Annotated in this window: 17 protein-coding genes and 2 pseudogenes; 8 read left to right on the top strand and 11 right to left on the bottom strand. The window is 67.7% G+C overall.

The genetic code is table 11. The features are described 5' to 3' along the window. Positions 1-103: 103 nt before the first annotated feature. Complete coding sequence (locus ACQ86A_RS18600; RefSeq protein ID WP_431278396.1) at positions 104-1,846, top strand: MFS transporter; 1,743 nt, start codon at positions 104-106, stop codon at positions 1,844-1,846. 15 nt (positions 1,847-1,861) lie between these two features. Next, complete coding sequence (locus tag ACQ86A_RS18595; RefSeq protein ID WP_431278395.1) at positions 1,862-2,347, top strand: MarR family winged helix-turn-helix transcriptional regulator; 486 nt, start codon at positions 1,862-1,864, stop codon at positions 2,345-2,347. A 108-nt stretch (positions 2,348-2,455) separates the two neighbouring features. Here ACQ86A_RS18595 and ACQ86A_RS18590 read toward each other — a convergent pair whose 3' ends face one another. Next, positions 2,456-3,412 (bottom strand): EamA family transporter, encoded by a 957-nt coding sequence (locus ACQ86A_RS18590; protein ID WP_431278394.1) that lies wholly within the window; start codon positions 3,410-3,412, stop codon positions 2,456-2,458. Continuing rightward, positions 3,412-4,041, bottom strand: a complete 630-nt coding sequence (locus ACQ86A_RS18585; RefSeq protein WP_431278393.1) for a dihydrofolate reductase family protein — start codon at positions 4,039-4,041, stop codon at positions 3,412-3,414. The genes ACQ86A_RS18590 and ACQ86A_RS18585 overlap by 1 nt, the downstream gene beginning before the upstream one ends. Positions 4,042-4,208: 167 nt before the next feature. Between ACQ86A_RS18585 and ACQ86A_RS18580 the strand changes: the two genes are divergently transcribed. The 3 genes from ACQ86A_RS18580 to recQ all read left to right on the top strand — a co-directional run bounded on the left by ACQ86A_RS18580 (position 4,209) and on the right by recQ (position 10,436). Next, positions 4,209-4,415 carry a hypothetical protein gene (locus ACQ86A_RS18580; protein ID WP_431278392.1) on the top strand — a complete coding sequence of 69 codons (207 nt, stop codon included), beginning with the start codon at positions 4,209-4,211 and terminating at the stop codon, positions 4,413-4,415. Positions 4,416-4,432: 17 nt separating this feature from the next. After that, positions 4,433-8,263, top strand: a complete 3,831-nt coding sequence (locus ACQ86A_RS18575; RefSeq protein ID WP_431278391.1) for an ExeM/NucH family extracellular endonuclease — start codon at positions 4,433-4,435, stop codon at positions 8,261-8,263. 169 nt (positions 8,264-8,432) lie between these two features. Next, positions 8,433-10,436, top strand: a complete 2,004-nt coding sequence (recQ, locus tag ACQ86A_RS18570) for a DNA helicase RecQ (protein WP_431278390.1) — start codon at positions 8,433-8,435, stop codon at positions 10,434-10,436. A gap of 196 nt (positions 10,437-10,632) precedes the next feature. On the opposite strand, the gene ACQ86A_RS18565 is transcribed toward recQ, so the two are convergent. After that, the gene (locus ACQ86A_RS18565) at positions 10,633-11,367 is read right to left on the bottom strand and encodes a TetR/AcrR family transcriptional regulator (RefSeq protein ID WP_431278389.1); all 735 of its coding nucleotides are present in this window, start codon (positions 11,365-11,367) and stop codon (positions 10,633-10,635) included. After that, complete coding sequence (locus ACQ86A_RS18560; protein ID WP_431278388.1) at positions 11,325-11,933, bottom strand: TetR/AcrR family transcriptional regulator; 609 nt, start codon at positions 11,931-11,933, stop codon at positions 11,325-11,327. Before ACQ86A_RS18560 ends, ACQ86A_RS18565 begins: the two co-directional genes overlap by 43 nt. 123 nt (positions 11,934-12,056) lie before the next feature. On the opposite strand from ACQ86A_RS18560, the gene ACQ86A_RS18555 reads away from it, so the two are divergent. Next, positions 12,057-13,925, top strand: a complete 1,869-nt coding sequence (locus ACQ86A_RS18555; RefSeq protein ID WP_431278387.1) for a glycoside hydrolase family 3 protein — start codon at positions 12,057-12,059, stop codon at positions 13,923-13,925. A gap of 95 nt (positions 13,926-14,020) precedes the next feature. Here the strand turns inward: ACQ86A_RS18555 and ACQ86A_RS18550 are convergent, their stop codons facing one another. Next, entirely contained in the window at positions 14,021-14,605 is a 585-nt protein-coding gene (locus ACQ86A_RS18550; RefSeq protein WP_431278386.1) for a YdeI/OmpD-associated family protein, read from the bottom strand. Between the two features lie 149 nt (positions 14,606-14,754). Here ACQ86A_RS18550 and ACQ86A_RS18545 point away from each other — a divergent pair, with 149 nt between their 5' ends. After that, a complete protein-coding gene (locus ACQ86A_RS18545; RefSeq protein ID WP_431280487.1) occupies positions 14,755-15,246 on the top strand; it encodes a DapH/DapD/GlmU-related protein in 492 nt (163 codons plus the stop codon). A gap of 120 nt (positions 15,247-15,366) precedes the next feature. Here the strand turns inward: ACQ86A_RS18545 and ACQ86A_RS18540 are convergent. The 5 genes and pseudogenes from ACQ86A_RS18540 to ACQ86A_RS18520 form a co-directional block, all read right to left on the bottom strand. Next, positions 15,367-16,524, bottom strand: a pseudogene (locus ACQ86A_RS18540) (MFS transporter); the annotation flags it as partial. Continuing rightward, positions 16,521-17,078, bottom strand: coding sequence for a helix-turn-helix domain-containing protein (locus tag ACQ86A_RS18535; RefSeq protein ID WP_431278385.1), 558 nt, complete (start codon positions 17,076-17,078; stop codon positions 16,521-16,523). The pseudogene ACQ86A_RS18540 and the gene ACQ86A_RS18535, both read right to left, overlap by 4 nt. 31 nt (positions 17,079-17,109) lie before the next feature. After that, positions 17,110-17,811, bottom strand: a complete 702-nt coding sequence (locus tag ACQ86A_RS18530; protein WP_431278384.1) for a hypothetical protein — start codon at positions 17,809-17,811, stop codon at positions 17,110-17,112. A gap of 32 nt (positions 17,812-17,843) precedes the next feature. Beyond that, positions 17,844-18,254: an SRPBCC family protein gene (locus ACQ86A_RS18525; RefSeq protein WP_431278383.1), complete on the bottom strand. Its 411-nt coding sequence runs from the start codon at positions 18,252-18,254 to the stop codon at positions 17,844-17,846. After that, a complete protein-coding gene (locus tag ACQ86A_RS18520) occupies positions 18,251-18,565 on the bottom strand; it encodes an ArsR/SmtB family transcription factor (RefSeq protein ID WP_431278382.1) in 315 nt (104 codons plus the stop codon). Before ACQ86A_RS18520 ends, ACQ86A_RS18525 begins: the two co-directional genes overlap by 4 nt. A gap of 252 nt (positions 18,566-18,817) precedes the next feature. Between ACQ86A_RS18520 and ACQ86A_RS18515 the strand changes: the two are divergent. Further along, positions 18,818-20,844, top strand: a pseudogene (locus ACQ86A_RS18515) (acyl-CoA dehydrogenase). A 66-nt stretch (positions 20,845-20,910) separates the two neighbouring features. Here ACQ86A_RS18515 and ACQ86A_RS18510 read toward each other — a convergent pair. Then, positions 20,911-21,747 (bottom strand): alpha/beta fold hydrolase, encoded by an 837-nt coding sequence (locus tag ACQ86A_RS18510; protein ID WP_431278381.1) that lies wholly within the window; start codon positions 21,745-21,747, stop codon positions 20,911-20,913. Between the last annotated feature and the right edge of the window lie 148 nt (positions 21,748-21,895).

The following is a 21,895-nucleotide window of genomic DNA, read 5'->3' as shown; positions in this document are numbered from 1 at the left end:
TGACGACGGACGTGGCCGCGAACCGTCCGTGCAGATATATAGTTGATGCATATAAAGCAACTACACACGCAACCGACGTGAATCTGTGACTCGAAGGACGATTTTGGCCCGCACCGGCATGTTCAACAAAGACCACCCGCATTACAAGTGGGTGGCGCTCAGCAACACCACTCTCGGCATGCTGATGGCGACGATCAACGCATCCATCGTCATCATCTCGCTGCCGGCCATCTTCACGGGCATCAAGCTCAACCCGCTCGAACCGGGCAACGTCAGCTATCTGCTTTGGATGCTGATGGGCTACATGCTCGTCACAGCGGTGCTCGTCGTGATGTTCGGCCGGATGGGCGACCAGTACGGCCGCGTCAAGATCTACAACCTCGGCTTCGTGATCTTCACCGTCGCGGCGATCGCGCTCTGCCTCGACCCGTTCACCGCAGGGCCCGCGGCCATGTGGCTGATCATCTTCCGGTTCGTGCAGGGCATCGGCGGCGCCATGCTGTTCGCCAACTCGACAGCGATTCTGACGGATGCGTTCCCCGCCAACAAGCGCGGCTTCGCGCTCGGCCTCAACCAGGTCGCCGCCATCGCCGGCAGCTTCATCGGCCTGATCGTCGGCGGTGTGCTCGCCGAACTCGATTGGCGCGCGGTCTTCTTCGTCTCCGTTCCGTTCGGGATCCTCGGCACCATCTGGTCGTACAAGTCGCTGCACGAGGTGGGCCAGAAGAACCCCGGCCGGATCGACTGGCTCGGCAACGCCACCTTCGGCGTCGGACTCATCGCCCTGCTGACGGGCATCACCTACGGCATCCAGCCTTACGGCGACAGCTCGCAGGGCTGGGGTAACCCATGGGTGCTCGGCGCGATCATCGGCGGACTTCTGCTCCTCGTCGCGTTCGTCTTCATCGAACTGCGCGTGAAGTCGCCGATGTTCGACATGCACCTGTTCCGCATCCGGTCGTTCTCGTCGGGCATCTTCGCGGGCTTCCTCGCGTCCATCGGGCGAGGCGGTCTGCAGTTCATGCTGATCATCTGGCTGCAGGGCATCTGGCTGCCGCTGCACGGCTACAGTTACGAGTCGACGCCGCTGTGGGCCGGAATCTACATGCTCCCGATCACCATCGGATTCCTCATCGCAGGCCCGATCTCGGGCGCCCTCTCTGACCGGTACGGATCCCGTGCCTTCGCCACGATCGGTCTCACCCTGGTCGGCCTGACCTTCATCGGCTTGCTGCTCATCCCCGTGAACTTCGAGTACTGGCAGTTCGCCGTGCTCACAGGGCTCAACGGCATCGGCTCCGGCTTGTTCTCGTCGCCCAACCGCACGTCGATCATGAACAGCGTGCCGGCGAACGAGCGAGGGGCCGCATCCGGGATGGCCGGTGTCGCGTTGAACGCCGGAAGCTCGCTCTCGATCGGCATCTTCTTCTCGCTGATGATCGCCGGACTCGCGACGACGCTTCCCGCAGCGCTGACCAACGGCCTCACTTCGCACGGCGTTCCCACCGACATCGCCGCGCAGATCGGTCAGACGCCACCGGTCGGCAGCCTGTTCGCCGCCTTCCTGGGCTACAACCCCATCCAGAGCCTGCTCGGACCGACGGGCGTGCTCACCAGTCCGCACGTCGACGGCGCGACCCTGGTCGGCAAGGAATTCTTCCCACAACTGATCTCGGGTCCCTTCCACGACGGCCTGGTCGTGGTCTTCATCGCGGCCGCGGTGATGTCGATCATCGGCGCAATCGCCTCATTCCTGGGCGGGGCCAAGTATGTTCATGAGGACAAGATCGTCGAGAGGACGGTCCCCGAGGTGGATAGCGAGGAAGTCGGTGCAAGCCGCGCATAGCGAAAAGGGACGTTGGTGGTGACGGGCGACGGGCACGCGACCCGGCAGAATCCCGCCGCCGAGGAGGGGGACCTCGCCGGACGCCTGGCCCTCGCGGTCGGTCGGCTCAACCGGCGGATGCGTTCGTCCACCGGCGGCCTCAGCCACGGCCAGCTCTCCGCACTCTCCACGATCGTGCGCAGCGGACCCGTGCGACCGAGCGAGATCTCGGCGATCGAGGTCGTCGCCGCGCCCACGATCACCCGGGTTGTCGCCGACCTCGAGGCCCGCGGCCTCGTCACCCGCCAGCCCGACCCCGACGACGGTCGCTCCTTCTTCGTCGTCGCGACGGATGCGGGGGTCGAGCTGCTGCTTCGGGCGCGCTCCGACCGCGCTCGCTCGGTCGCCGCGATCCTGGCCGAGCTCGACGACGGGCAGGTCGCGAGCATCCGGAACGCCATCGAGGCCCTCGAACTCGCCGCCCACGTCGCGCCGCCCGCGGAGCGCGGCCGCCCCAGCTGACCCGTCGGCCGACGGGTCGTGCGCGCCGACTCGCGCCAAATCGACCTTCCCGCGTCCGCGGAACATCGATTTGCCGCGACTCGCTACCCGCGTGTCCCGAGGGACTGCTCAGGCGAGGGCGAGCATCCCGGCGGCGATGAGCGCCAGCACCAGGCCCACCCATTGAACGGGCGCGATCCGTTCGCGCAGCACGGCGGCGGCGAGGATGATCGTGCCGGCGGGGTACATCGCTGTCAGCACCGAGATCACGCTGAGCTCGCCGATCCGGATCCCGATGAGCAGCAGCACGTTCGCCGCGGCGTCCACGAGCCCGCACCAGATCGCCAGCGCCAGCCCGGGCAGCCAACCGGTGGCGATCGGTTCGCGCTCCGATGCGGCAGGAATGAGAGCGCCGGGCGCGTCCGTCGAGGCAGCCACCTCGCCCCTGCCACCCGACGCCACCAGCGCGGCGACGCGCATCCGTCGTCGTCGTGCCGCGATCGCTACCACCCCGATGGCGGCGAGCATCAGGATGCCTGAGACCGTGCGGTTCAGAACCAGCGGAACGAGCCCCGAGTCGTCGGGCGTCTGGTCGATCAGGATGAAGAACGCCCCGATCATCGCGCCCGATCCGATGGCCATCAGGATGCCGCGCAGACTCGGCCGCACGGCCCCCTTCTCCGGCACGAAGCCCACGAGCACCACTGCGACGAGGGCGATGCCGAGGGCGACGTAGCCGATCGGCGCGAGCGTCTCCCCGCCGAGCAGCCCCCAGGTCATCGGCACGACGGCAGACACGATCGCCGTCAGGGGAGACAGGATGCTCATCGGCCCGATCGCGAGGCAGGCGTACAGCAACGAGATCGCGATCGCCCCGGTGACGCCGGAGAGGGCGCCCCACCCCACGGCGGCGGCACTCCAGTGACCGCCTACGAAGAGGGATGCGACGAGCAGCGCAGCCAGACCGGCGAAGGCCGAGATCGCGGTCACCCGCAGCGGACTGATCCGCCGTGACGCGAGACCGCCCAGAAAATCGGCGGACCCGTAGACGAGGGCGCTGACGAGCCCGATGACCGCGGTGAGCATCAGCCCCGAAAGCTGTAGACGTGCAGAACCGCGCCGGAGTCGAAGCGGTCGAGCCGGGTGAGCTCGAGCGTGGCCAGCCCGCGGTCGTCGGGGAACATCCTGAGGCCGCCGCCCACGATCACCGGGTACGACAGCAGGCGCAGCTCGTCGACCAGGTTCCAGACCAGCAGCGACTTCGCCAGGGTGGCGCTGCCCGCGACCAGGATGGGTCCTCCGTCGGCCGCCTTGAGCTCACCGACGCCCGCTCGCACGTCGTCGCCGATGCGGGTGGCGTTCCAGCCGAGTTCGTCGGTGCGCTTCGTGGCCACATGCTTGGGCATCGCGTTCATCTTGTCGGCGAACACGCCGTCCCGGCCAGGCCAGGCCTCCTCGAACTGCTCGAAGGTCTTACGTCCGAGCAGCAGGCTCTCGGCCTCCATCGTCTCCTCGAGCTTGAAAGCGTAGAGCTCGGGAGTGCCGTACATGAGCGTCCAGCCCGCGTGGGGGTGCGAGGCCTCGCCGCCCGGAGCCTCCACCACGCCGTCGAGCGTGATGAACTCCGTGACGATCAAGCGACGCACGATGTCTCCTCCGCTGGGCAGGGCTTTGACGCCGATCGTAGCAGCGCGACCGCCTTCGGTTACCGCCAACTTAAGAGCACGCGACAAATCCACAACCCCCTGGCGAGCCATGTCGGAGCCCGCCTATAGTCTCCCCTGTGCGCCCCCGAAGGGGGACACACGCGGCTGGTGCAAAGGCGCATCCGCCGCGTAACGCGTGACGTCATCGCACTGATTCGTGAAGGGGATTTCCGACAATGCAACAACGCTCAGCTACACCTGCGCCCTCGGGCAGACGGGATGGCGGCACGTCCGCGCATCCTGTCCGCCGCATCGCAGCGGGCCTGGCCATCGCCACCGCGACGGCCCTCGGTTTCGCGACACTCACTGTCTCACCGGCACTTGCCGCGACGCCCACGAACACGATCGCCGAGGTGCAGGGCACCGGCGACGTGAGCCCCTGAACGGCTCGACCGTCACGGTGCAGGGCGTCGTCACCGCGGACCACCGCGTTGGCGGCTACAAGGGCATCTACATCCAGACGCAGGGCAGCGGAGGGGCGACGGATGCGACTCCCGGCGTCTCCGACGGAGTCTTCGTCTACCTCAACGCCGCGAACCCGGCCGTTGCGATCGGCGACCTGGTCACGGTGACCGGCCCGGTCAGCGAGTACTTCGGGCTCACCCAGATCACCGCATCCGCCGCCGGAGCCGTCGAGCTCGTCTCGGCAGGAGTCGGCGTGCCGCCCGCGACACCGCTGCCCGACACCGTTCGCGGCGCCGATCGCGAGGCTTACGAAAGCATGCTCGTCGCGCCCACCGGCACGTACAAGCTCGCGTCCAGCCACCAGCTCTACAACTTCGGCACGCTCTGGCTGTCAGCCGGCGATGCCCCGCTCGTGAAGAGCACCGAGACGCAGCGACCCGGTGCGGCCGCCGACGCGATCGCGAAGGCCAACCTGGCCGATCGCATCCTGCTCGACGACGGATACAACATCCAGATCTCGAACAAGGACCACCCCGGCGACCAGCCGTACTTCACCAAGGACGTGGTGGTGCGCAACGGCGACAAGGTCGACTTCCCGGCCACGCCGTACGTGCTGAACTGGGGCTTCGACGACTGGCGCCTGCAGCCGACCAAGCCGATCAACGACGCGAGCCCCGCCAACCTGAAGCCGACGTTCGAGCAGACCAACCCGCGTCCGGATGCGGCGCCCGCGGTGGGCGGCGACTTCGCGGTGGCCTCGTTCAACGTCGAGAACTACTTCACCACCCTGCAGAGCGAGAACCCGCTCGCCCGGGGCGCGAAGACGGCCGAGCAGTTCCAGCTGCAGAAGTCGAAGGAGATCGCCGCGATCAGCGCGCTCGGCGCGAACGTCGTGACTCTCGAGGAGATCGAGAACTCGATCCACTTCGGCAAGCCCGTCGACACGGCGCTCGCCGATCTGGTGTCCGGCCTCAACACGGCCGCCGGTTCGGACGTCTGGGCGTACGTGCCCACTCCCGCCGCGCTCGCGGGTGCGGTCGACACCACCGACGTGATCACCACGGCCATCATCTACAAGAAGGCCGCGGTCACCCGTGTCGGCGACAGCGCGACAGTCATCGACGAGTCGGTCTGGGGCAACGCCCGCGAGCCGATCGCCCAGACCTTCAAGTCGGGCGGCAAGACGCTCACCGTCGTCGTCAACCACTTCAAGTCGAAGAGCGGAACGGGCACCGAGCCTGCCGACGGGCAGGGCCAGTTCAACGCCGACCGCGTCGCTCAGGCGAAGAGCGTGCTGGGTCTCGTCGGCCAGCTGGAGCAGTCCAGCGGCAGCCGGAACGTTCTGCTGCTCGGGGACTTCAACGCCTACACGAAGGAAGATCCGATCGACGTGTTCACCACGGCCGGTCTCGTCGACCTGGTGTCGACCAGGGCCGCCGGACAGTACACGTACAGCTTCAACGGCGAGGTCGGTTCGCTCGACCACGCGCTCGCTACGCCTGAGCTCGCCGCTAGCGTCACCGGCGCCGGGGTCTGGGACATCAACGCCAACGAGTGGTCCGATCGTGGATACGCGTTCGGCGCCGCCGAGGCCGGAACGCCGTTCCGTGCAAGCGACCACAACCCGATCAAGGTCGGATTCGCCGAGAAGGACGCGCCGGTCGCGATCGACCTGCTGGCGATCAACGACTTCCACGGCCGCCTCGAGGCGAGTGGGGCATCCGGAGGCGCTGCGGTGCTGGCCGGTGCGGTGAACCAGTTCCGTGCGAAGAACCCGAACACCGTATTCGTCTCGGGCGGCGACAACATCGGCGCTTCGACGTTTACTTCGTTCATCCAGAAGGACAAGCCGACGCTCGACGCTCTCAACGCGATGAAGCTCGACGTGAGCACGCTGGGCAACCACGAGTTCGACCAGGGCGTCGCGGACATCCAGAACCGCGTCATCCCGGCGGCCCAGTTCCCGTACCTCGCGGCGAACATCTTCAACAAGGGCACAGACACCCCCACGTTCGACCAGTACTACGTCAAGGACATCGGCGGCATCAAGGTCGGTTTCATCGGGGCGGTGACGGATGAACTGCCATCGCTGGTCACGCCGGCCGGCATCGCGGGCATCGACGTGCGCGACGTCACCGCGTCCGTCAACAAGGTCGCCGAGCAGCTGCGCGACGGCGACCCGTCGAACGGCGAGTCGGACGTCAGCGTGCTCCTGGTTCACGAGGGCGCGGCCACCCCGGCGCTCGCCGACTCCACCAACGACTCGGCCTTCGGCAAGATCGTGGAGGGCACGAACGCCGATGTCGACGCGATCGTGTCGGCGCACACCCATCAGGCATACACGCACGAGATCGCCATCCCGGGCACCGACCGCACCCGTCCCGTCATCCAGACGGGCCAGTACGGCGAGAAGCTGGGGCACATCGCGCTGACGGTCGACCCGCAGACGAAGAAGATCCAGGCGTTTTCGAGCGAGCTTCTCCCGCTCAACGATGCCGCGGGCAAGCCGCTCTACCCGGCCGACCCCGCGGTGGCGGCCATCGTGGCCGACGCGGTCGCCGTGGCCAAGCAGCTCGGCTCGGTCAAAGTCGGCCAGATCACGGGTGACTTCAACCGCGCACGCCAGACCGACGGCTCGGAGAACCGCGGCGGTGAGTCCACGCTCGGCAACTTCGTCGCCGACGTGCAGCTCTGGGCCACTCAGGATGCGGGAGCCGAGATCGCGCTGATGAACCCGGGCGGTCTGCGTGCCGACCTGAAGTACGCGTCCTCGGGCGCGAAAGATCCGGACGGCAACGTCACCTACCAGGAGGCCGCATCCGTGCAGCCGTTCGCGAACACGCTCGTGACGGAGACGCTGACCGGCACCCAGCTCAAGAAGGTGTTGGAGGAGCAGTGGCAGCCCGCCGCGGCGAGCCGGCCGTTCCTTAAGCTCGGCGTCTCGAAGGGACTGACGTACACGTACGACCCGACGGCCGCCGCCGGATCGCACATCACGCACGTCTACCTGAACGGCGTCGAGGTAAAGGATGCGGACACCCACAAGGTGGTCGTCAACTCGTTCCTTGCCTCCGGTGGTGACAACTTCACCACCCTCGGGCTGGGCAGCGGCAAAGCCGACTCCGGCAAGATCGACCTGCAGTCGATGGTCGACTACTTCACGGCCAACCCGACCGCGACGCCCGACACGGCGCAGCGCGCGGTCGGTGTGAAGCTGGCGGCCCCTGCATCCGGAACCGCGTACCAGCCGGGTGAGACCGTGGCGGTGACCCTGTCGTCGCTGCTGTTCAGCGACACGGCGACCCAGCCCACGACCGTCTCGCTGGCGATCGGGGATGCGGTGGTCGGCACCGGAACGATCGACCCGGCCATCGTCGACACGACCGACGAGGTCGGTCGGGCAGCCGTCACGGCCACGATTCCGACCGGTGTCAGTGGCGCGCAGGTGCTGACCATCACCGTGCCGGGAACCGGGACGACCGTGAGTGTGCCGATCACGGTCGCGGATGCGACCCCGCCGCCGACCAAGGTCTCGAGCGTCACGCTCGGGTGGGCCAACACCGTGCTCGGTAGCCACAACTCGCAGCTGAACTACACGGTCACCGTGCTCGCGCAGAAGGGGGTGGAGGCCACCGGTACCGTGGTCATCCTCGACCGCGGCAAGCAGATCGCCACGGTCACGCTGCAGGCGGGAGACGGCGGCAAGGCCAAGGTCACGCTGCCCAAGCTGAAGGCGGGCATCCATCTGCTGACAGCGGTTTACGGCGGATCGGACAAGGTGAAGGGGTCGTCGACGGCCCTCGCCTTCCCGGTGCTGCTCTGGTAGGCGACTGAGCGGTTGAGGGGCCCGGGCCGGGATGCGGTCCGGGCCCCTCTGTGTTCGTTTCGCTGGCGTGTGCCGAGTCCTGAGGTGCGACTCTCTGAACAGGGGCAAGTTTGTGCACAAGTTGGAGCCGCGGTGTCTCGGGGTCGGTAGCGCTCGTTACGATCGAGGGATGAGCTGGAACGCAGAACTGCCCTGGGAGCCCGACGAGCGCGATGCGCCGCCGGAGGACTTCGAGGCGCCGTTCCCCGACTACCCCGACGACGCGTATCGGGGCGGGCCGGTCGACTTCGGCGGCGGGCCTATGGGCGGTCGGGGGGATGCTGCTGCTGCGGCGCCTGCGGTCGGCGTGCGCGCATCCCTGCCCAAGTTCGAATCGGCGGCCGAAGCTCTGCACACGGTGTTCGGTTACGACACTTTCCGCGGGCAGCAGGCCGAGATCATCGAGCAGCTCGTGGGCGGCGGAGACGCGGTCGTGCTGATGCCGACCGGTGGCGGAAAGAGTCTTTGCTACCAGATCCCGTCGCTCGTGCGCGAGGGCACGGGCATCGTGGTCTCGCCGCTGATCGCCCTGATGCAAGATCAGGTGGATGCGCTCCTCGCGGTCGGTGTGCGGGCAGCGTTCCTCAACTCCACGCAAGACGGTGCGGAGCGCGCGCGGGTCGAGCGCGCATACGTCGCCGGTGAGCTGGACATCCTCTACGTCGCGCCCGAGCGCCTTTCATCCGAGGCGACCAAGCGATTCCTCGAACGTGGCACCATCGCGCTGTTCGCGATCGACGAAGCCCACTGCGTCTCGCAGTGGGGACACGACTTCCGGCCCGACTACCTCGCGCTGTCGGAGCTGGCCGAGCGCTGGCCCGACGTTCCACGCATCGCGCTCACGGCGACCGCCACCGAGGCCACCCACAAAGAGATCACCTCGCGCCTGAAGCTGGAGGGCGCTGCACAGTTCGTCTCCGACTTCGACCGTCCGAACATCCAGTACCGCATCGTGCCCAAGTCGGAGGTGCGCAAACAGCTGGTCGACTTCATCACCACGGAGTATCCGACCGACGCCGGAATCGTCTACGGGCTCTCTCGCAACACCGTCGAGAAGACGGCGGAGTTCCTGAGCGCTCGGGGCCTCAAGGCGTTGCCGTACCACGCGGGTCTGGATGCGGCCACGCGGGCTGCAACGCAGTCCCGCTTTCTCCGCGAAGACGGCGTCATCGTGGTGGCGACCATCGCGTTCGGCATGGGAATCGACAAACCGGATGTGCGCTTCGTCGCCCACATCGACCTCCCGAAGTCGGTCGAGGGCTACTACCAGGAGACGGGTCGTGCCGGTCGCGACGGTCTCCCGTCGACTGCGTGGCTCGCCTACGGGCTGAACGACGTCGTGCAGCAGCGTCGCATGATCGACGATTCGCCTGGCGACCTCGCCCATCGTCGACGGATGACGCAGCACCTCGACGCGATGCTCGCTCTCTGCGAGACCGTCCAGTGCCGGCGGGTGAACCTGCTCGGGTACTTCGGCCAGCGTTCCGAGCCGTGCGGCAACTGCGACACGTGCCTCACCCCGCCCGAGAGCTGGGACGGAACAGTGCCCGCGCAGAAGCTGCTCTCCACGGTCGTGCGCCTGCAGAGGGAGCGCAACCAGCGCTTCGGTGCCGGCCACCTCATCGACATCCTCCGGGGCAAGCGCACGCCCCGGGTCGACCAGTACGGTCACGACGCGCTCGCAACCTGGAGCATCGGGGCCGACCTGAGCGACGCGCAGTGGCGGGGCGTGGTGCGCCAGCTGCTCGCATCCGAACTCCTGAAGACGGAAGGCGAGTACGGCGTGCTCGCGCTCACCCCCGACGCCGCCGCCGTGCTGAGTGGCGACCGCCCGGTGATCCTGCGCCGTGAGCCCGATCGTCCGGAACGTGCGCCGAGGGCATCCCGAAGCACAGCATCCGCTGACCTCGCCCCCGCCGACCAGCCGCTGTTCGAGTCGCTTCGCGCGTGGCGTGCCGAGCAGGCCCGCACCCAGGGCGTCCCCGCCTACATCGTGTTCGGCGACGCCACACTGCGAGCCATCGCGGGCGCCCGCCCCGCCACTTTGGGCGACCTCGACGGCATCACCGGCATCGGCGCCAAAAAGCGCGAGGCCTACGGCGAAGCCCTCCTCGGCGTCGTCGCCGCCGGCTAGCCGCCGGCCGCGCGCGCCTCACGGCCCCCCGCGCCCCGCGGTACGTGGCGCGCGCCTTGAACAACGAGGGGTCGCAACACGCCGTACGCCGAGGGTCGCTGACGGCGTGTCGTGCCCCCCACATCCCTTCACACAATTGAGTGGTCCCGAATTGCCGTGTAATCACGTGATTACACGGCAATTCGGGACCACTCAGTCAGGGCGCGGAGACGAGCAGCGCGTCGAGATGGCCGCGCAGGTGGGCGGCGACGTCGACGGCCGAGCGGTCGTAGAGCCACTGGAACTGGAGTCCGTCCCAGAGGGCGAGGAACCAGACAGCCTCGCGCTCCGGATCGAGGAGTGCGGGGAGCTCGCCTGTGCGGCCGAGTTCCGCGAACGCCGCGCCCAGCAGCCGTCGCATGGACCCGAAGCGGTCCCGAAAGAACGTGTGCCCCGGATGCGCCGGGCTGGTGGCCTCGCCGGCGAGCACACTGTAGAGCTCGACCAGCCCCGGCTGGCCGGCATTGCGTCGCGCGCCCTCGATCATCGAATCCAGCAGCTCGCGAGCGGAGAAATCCGGGGACGGAATGGCCTCCAGCGAGGATTCGTCGCGCCGTTCAAGAACCGCGAGCAGGAGTTCATCCTTGCTCCGAAAGTGGTACAAAAGCGCCGACTTACTCACGCCCACCCGCTCGGCGATCTCCTGCAGGCTCGTCGCCGTGAAGCCGCCCGCCGCGAACAGGGCCATCGCGTCGTCGATGATCTGCATCCGTCGCGCCCGTCCGGACGCGTATCCCGCAGACGGCACTGCCGACGACGCAGGCGTGAGCGAGTTCAGCGCAGTACGAAAGTCGAAGGCAGCCGTCGATCGTCGACCGGCCTCATCCGCGCCCCCGGCCCCCTCCCCGGTCAGCCACGCGAGATGGGTCGCCAACCGATCCGGCACATCCACGGCCTCTCCGTCGTAGAGGACTGCAGCTGCAGCCCATCCCACGCCGCCGCGAGCCGCACGGCCTCGGCCGTCGGATCGAGGTCACCGCGCACGATTCCGTCCCCCAGCGCCGCGCTCAGCTGCTCGGCGCTCAACTCTCGCAGCCGGGCATACCGCCGCCTGAAGTGCTCGTGTGCCGGATGCGCGACGCTCGTCGCCTCTCCGGCCAGCGCCGTGAACAACTCCACGTATCCGGGCAGCGAAGCGTTCCTCGCCGCGAGTTCGACGAAGTAGCTCGCAGTGCGTGTATCCGGATATCCACGCCCCTCGAGCCAGGCCTGGTTCTCGGACTCGTAGCGATCGAGCAGGTCGACCAGCAATTCGTCCTTCGAACCGAAGTGCCGGAGGAGTCCCGGATGCGAGATGCCGGCCCGCGCAGCGATCTCGCGCAGCGAGACCCCGCCGAACCCCTGCTCGGCGAACAACGCGGCTGCCGCGTCGAGGATCTCCTCGCGACGGGCCCGGCCGCGTGCGTAGCGGCGGGGTTCCGTTCGCGGGGTCGGTTCCGCATCCGCTGGCGCTGTCACGGTTCGAGAGTAGCGCTCAGAGTGCGCCCGAGAAAGTAATTGTTACCAATCGGTCAGATTTATCGTACACTTCCTTCGAGCCGTCGATGGCTCGCCGCACAGCCACAAAGGAGTGAAGTGACCATGACCGACCTCTCCGAGAAGATCGAGCCCACCGGAACGACCGACGCCGGAACGACCGACGCCGGAACGACCGACACCGGAACGACCGACGCCGAGACCATCGACCCGACGTTCCGGGATGCCTCGCTCCCCGTCGAGCAGCGTGTCGAGAACCTGCTCGGCCAGATGACGCTCGAGGAGAAGGCCGGGCTGTTCTTCCAGACCATGATCACGATCGGCGAGGGTGGCCAGGTGGCCGGAGCAGATCCGGTGTTCGGCATCCCGCCGACGGCCGAGATGGTCGAGCAGCGGCACATGACCCACTTCAACGTGTTCGGCGCCGCGCAGACCGCGACCGAGATGGCCGAGTGGCACAACCGGGTTCAAGAGGTCGCGGCGAAGACCAGACTCGGCATTCCCGTCACGATCTCGACCGACCCCCGACACTCGTTCAGCGACAACCCCGGAGCGGCGATCTTCGCCGGGCCCTTCTCGCAGTGGCCCGAGACCCTGGGCCTTGGTGCGATCGGCTCGGAGGAGCTGGTCGAGAAGTTCGGCGACATTGCACGCCAGGAGTACACGGCTGTCGGGATCCGCGTGGCCCTGCATCCCCAGATCGACCTCGCCACGGAACCGCGCTGGGCCCGCCAGGTCGCCACGTTCGGCGAGGACCCCACCCTCACCTCGCAGCTCGGAGCCGCATACATCCGCGGTTTCCAGGGCGCGAAGCTCGGCGCCGACTCGGTCGCGACGATGACCAAGCACTTCCCGGGAGGCGGCCCGCAGAAGGACGGCGAAGACCCGCACTTCGCCTACGGCCGCGAGCAGGTCTATCCCGGCGACGAGTTCGAGCTGCACCTGAAGCCGTTCGAGGCGGCGTTCGAGGCGGGCACCAGCCAGATCATGCCGTACTACGGGATGCCCGTCGGCACCGAGTACGAAGAAGTCGGCTTCGGGTTCAACAAGTCGGTGATCACCGGGCTCCTGCGCGAGCGCTACGGTTTCGACGGCATCGTCTGCACCGACTGGGGACTCCTCAGCGACGGCGAGCTCGGCGGTCAACCGTTCCCTGCCCGCGCTTGGGGTGTCGAGCACTTGTCGACGCGCGAACGGATGGTCAAGGTGCTGTCAGCGGGTGCCGACCAGTTCGGCGGAGAGGCGATCCCCGAATTGCTGGTGGAGCTCGTACGAAGCGGCGAGATCACGGAGGACCGGATCGACGCATCCGCCCGCCGTCTGCTGCGCGAGAAGTTCGTGCTCGGGCTGTTCGATGCGCCGCTCGTCGACGTCGCCCGGGCGGCCCAGATCGTCGGCCGTGCCGACTTCGTGGCCGCAGGCGAAGCCGCCCAACGCGCCGCGGTCACACTGCTCAGCAACAAGGTGCCGGCCGGAGCGACCGCTCCCGTTCTGCCACTCGAGCGGGGCGTCCGCGTCTTCGTGCAGGGCTTCGACGCCGCGATCGCCGCCGAGTTCGCGACGGTCGTCGACGATGTCGCCGAAGCGGATGTCGCCCTGATCCGGCTCCACGCTCCGTACGAGCAGCGCGCGACGATGTTCGAGAACTTCTTCCACGCCGGATCCCTGGACTTCTCGCAGGAGACCATCGACGAGGTGCTCGCCATCGCGCGCGCCGTGCCCACGGTCATCGAGGTGTTCCTGGATCGTCCGGCCATCCTGACCCCGTTCGCTCAGGATGCTGCCGCGTTGCTCGGCGACTTCGGCGCGAACCAGCGTGCCCTGCTCGACGTGCTCTTCGGCGAGGCCGCGCCCGAGGGCAACCTCCCGATGGAACTGCCGTCGTCGATGGATGCGGTTCGCGCCAACCGTCCCGACGTCCCGTTCGACACCGCCGACCCGCTGTTCCCCTTCGGCCACGGCCTGCGCTACTAGCGCTCGTCGCCCCGAACCGGACGAGGGGTCGCAACACGCCGTCAGCGGCAAGCGCCGCACGGCGCGTTGCGACCCCTCGTTCGTTCGCCCCGCGCTCAGGTGCGCTTCTGCGGGTACACGGTCTCGTGGCGGGCGAGCATGGCCATGAAGTCGGCGATGCGGCGAGCCCGCGTCTCTGGTCGCTTGGCGTTGGTCGTGCGGTAGATGATCGCGAAGCGGTTCTGGCTGGTCAGCGTCTCGAAGAATTCGGCCGCTTCCGGATGCGCGGCCAGCGCCGCTGCGAGATCGTCCGGAAGCGTCTTGTCGGAGACGCGCTGGTAGGCCGCGTCCCACCGGCCGTCGGCTTGCGCGCGTTCGACCTCGCGCATCCCCGCCTCGGTCATGTCGCCGGACTCGATGAGTTCGGCGACGAGGTCCCGGTTGCGTTGCGACCAGGTGCTTCGCGCCTTCCGGGGCGTGAACGACTGCAGGAAGTGGGTCTCATCGAGGGCGTTGCGGCGTCCGTCGATCCAGCCGAAACAGAGCGCGACCCGCACGGCCTGGTCCCAGTCGGGGCTGGGGAGTCCTGAGCCCTTCTTGGCGAGAGCGAGGCGGATGCCCTCCTTGTCCGCGTGGTTCTCGATGAGCCAGGCGCGCCACTCGTCGGCGCTCTCGGGGTAGAAGGTGTCGTGGTCTGCCATACCCCGATCATCCTCCGATCCGAACCCCGTGTCTGGTACGAATACGACGGTGTACAGTCCCCGTTCTGCGAGGCAGCCAGGGAATTTTGTTTATGGCCCTTGTGTTATTCAATTGAACCCTTTTTGCGACGATCTCGAAGGAGGATGCGATGGCAAGGATGATCGAAGAGCTCGAAGACGAGACCGGAGCGGTAATCAAGTACAAGAGGCACGCCAATGGGCGGGGTCTTGTTGCGCCGACGGCGCGGGTCGCCGAGTCGGCCTACATCGACGCGACGGCCTACGTCGAGGCGGAGGCCCGAGTGGGACTCGACGCATATGTCGGCGCTGGCAGCTGGATCGACCGCGGAGTGACCGTGGGCGACCGCACGTTCATCGGCGCCAATGTGCACGTCGGTGCGGGAAGCGTTGTCGGCAGCGGTGTGCGCATCGGCAGCAACGCGAAGCTCGGTCGTGACGTGATGGTCGGCAACGGCGTGCGCGTCGACCGCGACCTGCGGGTCGCCGCTGGAACGGTGATGGAGTTGCACGGAGCCGCGGCTTCCCGTGCGGCGCTCGCCGCCCCCTCGCCCGCGACCCGCGTTCGACTCGGGATGCCCGTCGCGACGGTACCCGGCGCGCTGCCTAGAAACCGCCGGTAGCTCAGGCCCTCCCCTCGGGGAGGGCCTTTTCGTTGCCTGCGCCGAGGCGGCCCGGGCATCCGTCGCCGCGCGCACCGAGCGCATCCGGAACCCCGCTACCAGAGTGGCGAGCACCGCGATGCCGGCGCCGACGGCGAACGCGACCGACGTGCTCGTGCGGTCGACGAGGAGCCCGGCGAGTGCGGCGCCGGCGGCTGCTCCCGAGTTGATGGCGGTGTTGATCCACGTCGACGCCTCGTTGCGAACGTGCTCCGCCGTCAGTGCGTCGGCGAGCAGATATCCGGTTACCACCGTCGGAGCGAGGAACACCCCGACGCCGACGAGGATGAACGACAGCGTGATCGCGTTGCCCGCGACTGCTGCCAATCCGCTGACGCACGCTAGTGCCACGCTCAGCACCACAAGACGTGCGGCCAGGGATGCGCGCCACTGGCGATGCCCATAGACGAGCCCGGCGACACCGCTCCCGGCAGAGAGCAGCGCCAACAGGATGCCCGCGAGTGCCGCCGACGACCGCTCGGCCGCGAAGGCGGGCACCGCGGTCTCGACGGTGCCGAGCACGACGCCGACCCCGGCCAGGGCCACCAGCACCACCGCGAACCCGCGTTGCCGGAGGGGGCGCTCGTGCGGGTGGGAGACGGATGCGAATCCCGGCCGGGCGCGCACGATCGGCGCCAGAGAGAACAGCGCGGTGCCGACGAAAGCCACCGCCGCCGTACCGAACAGGGCGACGACAGGCGACGCGACCACCAGCACGAGCCCGACGAGCAGCGGCCCCGTCGTGAACACGATCTCTTCCGAGACCGCGTCGAGGCTGTACGCCCGGGTGAGCATCCGCTGATTGGGCGTGATCGCAGCCCAGATGACACGCATCGTTGACCCGAGCGGAGGCGCGAAAAGGCCTGAGAGCCCGGCCAAGCCGATCAACAGCCAGGCGGGACCGGATGCGGTACAAGCGATCGCCGCGCCGATCAGAACGAGCGCGAACAGGGTGGCCATCGTCAGCAACGAGCGGGTGGGGCCGAAACGGTCGACGATGCGCGCTCGGAAAGGTGAGGCGATCACGTTGACGACGCCGAATGCGCCGGTCGCAGCTCCGGCCGCTGCGAATGATCCCGTGGCCGCCTGCACACTCAACAGCAGCGACAGCGTCACGGTGGCGTACGAGAGGCGACCGAGCAGGGCAGAGCCGAACAATCGCGCCGCGCCAGGTAGTCGCAGCACGTCGGCGTAGCTCTCCCGTGGCTCTGCGGTGTCCCGTTTCCCGCGGGCGCTCATGCGTCGGCCCCGCTCACGGCTGCAGCGTTGTCCCCGCGCTCAGCCTCCAGCTCGAAGAGGGCGACCGTGGCGTTCACCGGGCGGGTGCCCGGTGTGCGCGGCGCGGCTGCCGCATCCCCGAGCACGACCCCCACCTCGCGGGCAAGCGTCATCGCTCGCTGCCAGGCCGCATCCGGAACCCAGAATTCGGCATCGGTGAACGACGTCGGAGTTCCCTCGGCATACGAGGACGCACGTCTCGTCAGCTCGGCGGCCATAGCGCCCATGAGCGCCAGAAGCCCGCCCTCGCCCGAGCCGAGCCCTTCGCCGCTGGTCGGATCGTGCCGATATCGCTTGGCGCGACCCCCACGGATCGGGACCTCCTCGGCGACATAGACCAGGCCGGCGTCGTGGAGCCGGCGCAGGTGGTAGCTCACATTCGCCTGGGTGTCGTCGAGTGCGCGTGCTGCCTCGGCCGCGCTCAGGGCGGTTCCGCCCACCAACGAGAGGAGCCTCAGCCGCAGGGGATGCGCGAGCACGCGAAGATTGCGCAGCTCGCCACGTTCTTCGGACACCCCATCATCCTGGCGGCAGAACTCATAACTGTCAAACAGTTGTTTGGGAGTCCTCGGGCGGCGAAGGGAATCTCGACTCATATGCCCGCCACACCCGGTTGTATCGACGGTCCATCCGGGTCAGAACGACGACGAGGTAAATGGCACCGCCGATGAGCCCCGCCACCAGGGCGATCCAGGACGGCACTGTGAGGGCGGCGGTCACTCCCGCCACGAAGAGGCCGGCCAGCGCGGCGTTGACCGCCGAGATGAGCATCATGCTGCTCGCGGCGAAATGGCCTGGCCCCGACTCGTGCCCGAGCATGTTGTACGTCTGCTTGGTTCCGGCCTTGTCGTCGAAGGGCGACGTCATCAGATAGGGGACGATGCCGGGATCCAGTGCAACGTAGGCGGCACGCAGGCGGTTCATCGCCAGCACGTACGCGAGGTCTTCGAACCCCACGTTGAAGACCCGCAGCTGGGTGAGCACTCCGACCAGGAATACGAGTCCCAGCACGATGAGAGCGATGATCGGGAACATCCCGTCGAAGTCCATCGCCTGCCCGGCGAGCGCCAGGCTGACGAGCCCGGCCGACGTGAGAGTGAGGAAGATGCTGATCCGTGTCAGCACCTCGGACTGCGTCGTGCTCCGGGAGGCGAGCAGGCTCCAGTGCTCGGTTGCGAGGAGTTGCGCACGCACCGCCGGGGGCACCGACTCGGGGACATCGGGTGAAGGGGCTGCATGGCCCGCCATGGGCCAATTCTGCTCCCGACCAGCCGCGTCCGCTAGCCCTCGAGCAGCGAGGGCAGTCGGTCCAGGCAGTCGGACCAGCCCTCGGCGTGCGAGTCCGCGTCAGCGGGCGTCGCGAAGTTCTCGTGCAGCACCGTGAGTTCGGTGCTGCCCCCGGGTACCGCCACGAGTCTGACCGTGACCAGGGTCTCCTCCGGATCCCCGTCCCAGCGCCAGGTGAAGACGAGGCGCTCCGGTGGGTCGACGGCCGCGAAGACGCCCGACAGTCCCATCCCCGCCACGTGTGAGACGAGACGCCAGGATCCGCCGACGCGCGCATCCATGTCGCCGGTGCTGGCGAAGGGCGGCGGCCAGAACCAGGCGACGAACTCTGCGGGGTCGGTGAACGCTCGCCAGACGCGTTCGCGGTCGGCCTTCAGTGTTCGGGTGATTTCGATGCTGGTCATGGATGCTGCTCCAAGTGTCGTTCGAGGGCGTCGAGCCGGTCGGTCCACAGGTCGCCGTAGACGCGCATCCACTCCTCGGCGGGACGGAGGGCGGCGGGGGCGAGGCGGCACCAGCGGGTGCGCCCGCGTTTGGTGCTGAGCACGAGGCCGGCCGTCTCGAGCACGGCCAGGTGTTTCACGAAGGCGGCGAGGGTCATCGGATGCGCGGACGCCAGGTCGCTGACGCTCGCCTCGCCCGCGCGCAGCCGCTCGACGACGTCGCGTCGGGTGTCGTCGGAGAGCGCATGGAAGACGGTCGAAAGGTTAACCATGTGGTGAAGTATTGCGCATTGTCGATACGCGCACAATGGCGGCTGCTCGAATTGGAGCAATCCGCAAACGTGCGCCACTGCATCCGGGGGCCGTTTGTAGGCCGCGCACCGACGACTTCGCGTTCCCAGCGAGGAGTCGTAGCGTGAAATCATCCCCGCGAGATCGAAGAGGAACGCTCATGGTTGATACCGCCGTGCCCACCACCACGTCATCCGCTGTGCCCGCCGAGGCACGCGCATCCACCCCGTCCAATGCCCCCGGGGGCAGCGCCGAGCGTCGATGTCGAGGCGCTCGGTCGACAGCTTCTCGGCGACTGGGCGGAGGTGCGACTCGCATCCCGCAAGCTGTCCAGCCGTCCCGAGATGCAGAAGGTGGAGGGGCTGAGCCTCGCCGACCAGCGTGCGCGCACGTTCGAGCAGCTGAAACTGCTCGTGGCGGACGGTCAGGTGCACCGGGCTTTCCCGAAGAGCGTCGGCGGCGGTGAGGACAACGGCGGCAATATCGCCGGGTTCGAGGAACTCGTAGCGGCCGACCCGTCGCTGCAGATCAAGTCGGGCGTGCAGTGGGGCCTGTTCGGCGCCGCCGTCATGCAGCTCGGCACCGAATACCACCACAAGAAGTACCTGCCGGGGATCATGTCGCTCGACGTGCCGGGCGCCTTCGCAATGACGGAGACGGGTCACGGCTCGGACGTCGCATCCGTCGCCACCACCGCCACCTACGACCCCGAGACGCAGGAGTTCGTCATCGACACCCCGTTCCGTGGGGCGTGGAAGGACTACCTCGGCAACGCGGGCAAAGACGGCATCGCCGCCGTGGTGTTCGCACAGCTCATCACCAAGAACGTCAACCACGGCGTGCACGCCTTCTATCTGCCGATCCGGGATGTGAACGGCGACTTCCTGCCGGGCATCGGCGGCGAGGACGACGGCATCAAGGGCGGCCTGAACGGCATCGACAACGGCCGGCTGCACTTCAGCGGCGTGCGCGTTCCGCGTCTCGATCTGCTGAACAAGTACGGCGAGGTCGCCGAAGACGGCACGTATACGTCGTCGATCGACAGTCCCGGGCGTCGCTTCTTCACCATGCTCGGAACGCTCGTTCAGGGTCGCGTCTCGCTCGACGGCTCCGCGATCAACGCGGCGAAGATCGGCCTGAAGATCGCGATCACCTACGGTGCGGAGCGCCGCCAGTTCACGGCCGGCAGCGAGACCGATGAAGAGGTGATCCTGGACTACCAGCGCCACCAGCGTCGCCTGCTGCCGCTGCTCGCGACCACGTATGCGGGGAGCTTCGCCCACGAGGTGTTCCTGCACAAGTTCGATGATGTCTTCAGCGGCCGCGCCGACACGGATGCCGACCGTCAGGACCTCGAGACCATCGCGGCCGCGCTCAAGCCGCTCTCGACCTGGCACGCGCTCGACACCCTGCAGGAGGCGCGCGAGGCCTGCGGCGGCGCCGGCTTCCTCACCGAGAACCGGCTCACCTCTCTGCGGGCCGATCTCGACGTGTACGTCACCTTCGAGGGCGACAACAACGTGCTGCTGCAGCTCGTCGCCAAGCGCCTGTTGACCGACTTCAGCCGCAAGTTCGCGAAGGCGGATGCGGGTGCCCTGGCCCGCTACGTCGTCACCCAGGCGGCGGGTAAGGCCTACCACGGCACGGGCCTGCGTAGCGTTGCCCAGACCGTCAAAGACTTCGGCTCGACCGCGCGCGCGGTCAACTGGCTGCAGGAGGGGAGCACTCAGCGCGAGCTGCTCACCGACCGCGTCGCCACGATGATCGCCGATGTCGCCGGCCGACTGCGTCCCGCCTCCAAGCTGGGCAAAAAGCAGCGGCCGACCTCTTCAACTCGCAGCAGAACGAGCTGATCGAGGCCGCTCGCGCCCACGCCGAGCTGCTCCAGTGGGAGGCGTTCACGGATGCGCTCGAGCAGGCTCCGGACGCCGGCACCAAGCAGGTGCTCACCTGGCTGCGCGACCTGTTCGGCTTCGGGCTGATCGAAAAGCACCTGTCGTGGTACCTCATCCACGGACGACTGTCGCCGCAGCGTGCCCAGGCGGTGTCGGCGTACATCGACCGGCTGCTCACGCGCATCCGGCCGCACGCCGTCGACCTCGTTGACGCGTTCGGCTACGGACCCGAGCTCGTGCGCGCGAAGATCGCCACGGGCGCCGAGGCCGAGCGTCAGGCCGAGGCGCGCGACTACTACGCCGACCAGCGCGCATCCGGCACCGCCCCCGTCGACGAGAAGTCGCTCAAGGCCAAGAAGCGCTGAGCGCCGCCAAACGCGCGCGCCCTGTGGTTCGTGGGCGCGCGCGTTCGGGTCGACGTCGGACGGGTGTTACTGCTGGATGAATGCCAGCAGGTCGGGATTGATGACGTCGGCGTGCGTCGTCAGCATGCCGTGCGGGTAGCCCTCGTAGATCTTGAGCGTCGAGTTCTGCAGCAGCTCATGCTGCTTCAGCGACGCATCCTTGTACGGCACGATCTGGTCATCGTCACCCTGCGTGACGAGAACGGGAACGGTGATCGCCTTCAGATCTTCGGTCTGGTCGGTCTCGGAGAAGGCCTTGATTCCTTCATAGTGGGCGAGCGCACTGCCCGTCATGCCCTGGCGCCACCAGTTGTCGACCACCGGCTGGGAGATCGTGGCGCCCTCGCGGTTGAAGCTGTAGAAGGGTCCGCTTGCGACGGCCACGTAGAACTCGGCCCGGTTGGCGGCCAACGCAGCGCGGAATTCGTCGAACACCGAGATCGGCAATCCCTCGGGATTGGCGTCGGTCTGCAGCATGAGCGGCGGAACGGACGAGACGAGGACGGCCTTCGCAACACGGCCTTGAGGCTCTCCGTACTGGGCGACGTAGCGCGCGACTTGACCGCCGCCCGTCGAGTGTCCGATGTGAACGGCGTTCGTCAGGTCGAGGTGCTCGACGACGGCCGAGACGTCGCTGGCGTAGTGGTCCATGTCGTGGCCGGTGCCGATGTCGCTCGATCGTCCGTGACCTCGACGGTCGCTCGCGACGACCCGATAGCCCTTCGAGAGGAAGAAGAGCATCTGCGCGTCCCAGTCATCGCTGGACAGGGGCCAGCCGTGGTGGAACACGATGGGCTGGGCGTCCTTGCTGCCCCAGTCCTTGTAGTAGATCTCCGTGCCGTCTTTTGTGGTCACGAACGCCATGATTACCTCCATTTGGGAAAAGGTCCCTACGGAACCGATCGGGGTGAACCGGACACACGGTGATGGCTCGGTTCGCTCGGTAGCTCACCCGGAGGCGAGACACTGCTCAGTCAACCCGGAACAGGCTGCCTGTGAAAGTGGCTGAGAG

This window comes from Leifsonia poae, from assembly GCF_050632195.1.
In the GTDB taxonomy this organism is placed as follows: Bacteria; Actinomycetota; Actinomycetes; order Actinomycetales; family Microbacteriaceae; genus Leifsonia; species Leifsonia poae_C.
This window is presented reverse-complemented; position numbering and strand designations above follow the sequence as displayed.

Excerpts from the sequence above, each read along its gene's own strand:
- ACQ86A_RS18590 (WP_431278394.1), bottom strand. The coding sequence starts at position 3,412 with ATGCTCACCGCGGTCATCGGGCTCGTCAGCGCCCTCGTCTACGGGTCC.
- ACQ86A_RS18580 (WP_431278392.1), top strand. The coding sequence starts at position 4,209 with ATGCAACAACGCTCAGCTACACCTGCGCCCTCGGGCAGACGGGATGGC.
- recQ (WP_431278390.1), top strand. The coding sequence starts at position 8,433 with ATGAGCTGGAACGCAGAACTGCCCTGGGAGCCCGACGAGCGCGATGCG.
- ACQ86A_RS18555 (WP_431278387.1), top strand. The coding sequence starts at position 12,057 with ATGACCGACCTCTCCGAGAAGATCGAGCCCACCGGAACGACCGACGCC.
- ACQ86A_RS18550 (WP_431278386.1), bottom strand. The coding sequence starts at position 14,605 with ATGGCAGACCACGACACCTTCTACCCCGAGAGCGCCGACGAGTGGCGC.
- ACQ86A_RS18545 (WP_431280487.1), top strand. The coding sequence starts at position 14,755 with ATGGCAAGGATGATCGAAGAGCTCGAAGACGAGACCGGAGCGGTAATC.
- ACQ86A_RS18530 (WP_431278384.1), bottom strand. The coding sequence starts at position 17,811 with ATGGCGGGCCATGCAGCCCCTTCACCCGATGTCCCCGAGTCGGTGCCC.
- ACQ86A_RS18525 (WP_431278383.1), bottom strand. The coding sequence starts at position 18,254 with ATGACCAGCATCGAAATCACCCGAACACTGAAGGCCGACCGCGAACGC.
- ACQ86A_RS18520 (WP_431278382.1), bottom strand. The coding sequence starts at position 18,565 with ATGGTTAACCTTTCGACCGTCTTCCATGCGCTCTCCGACGACACCCGA.
- ACQ86A_RS18510 (WP_431278381.1), bottom strand. The coding sequence starts at position 21,747 with ATGGCGTTCGTGACCACAAAAGACGGCACGGAGATCTACTACAAGGAC.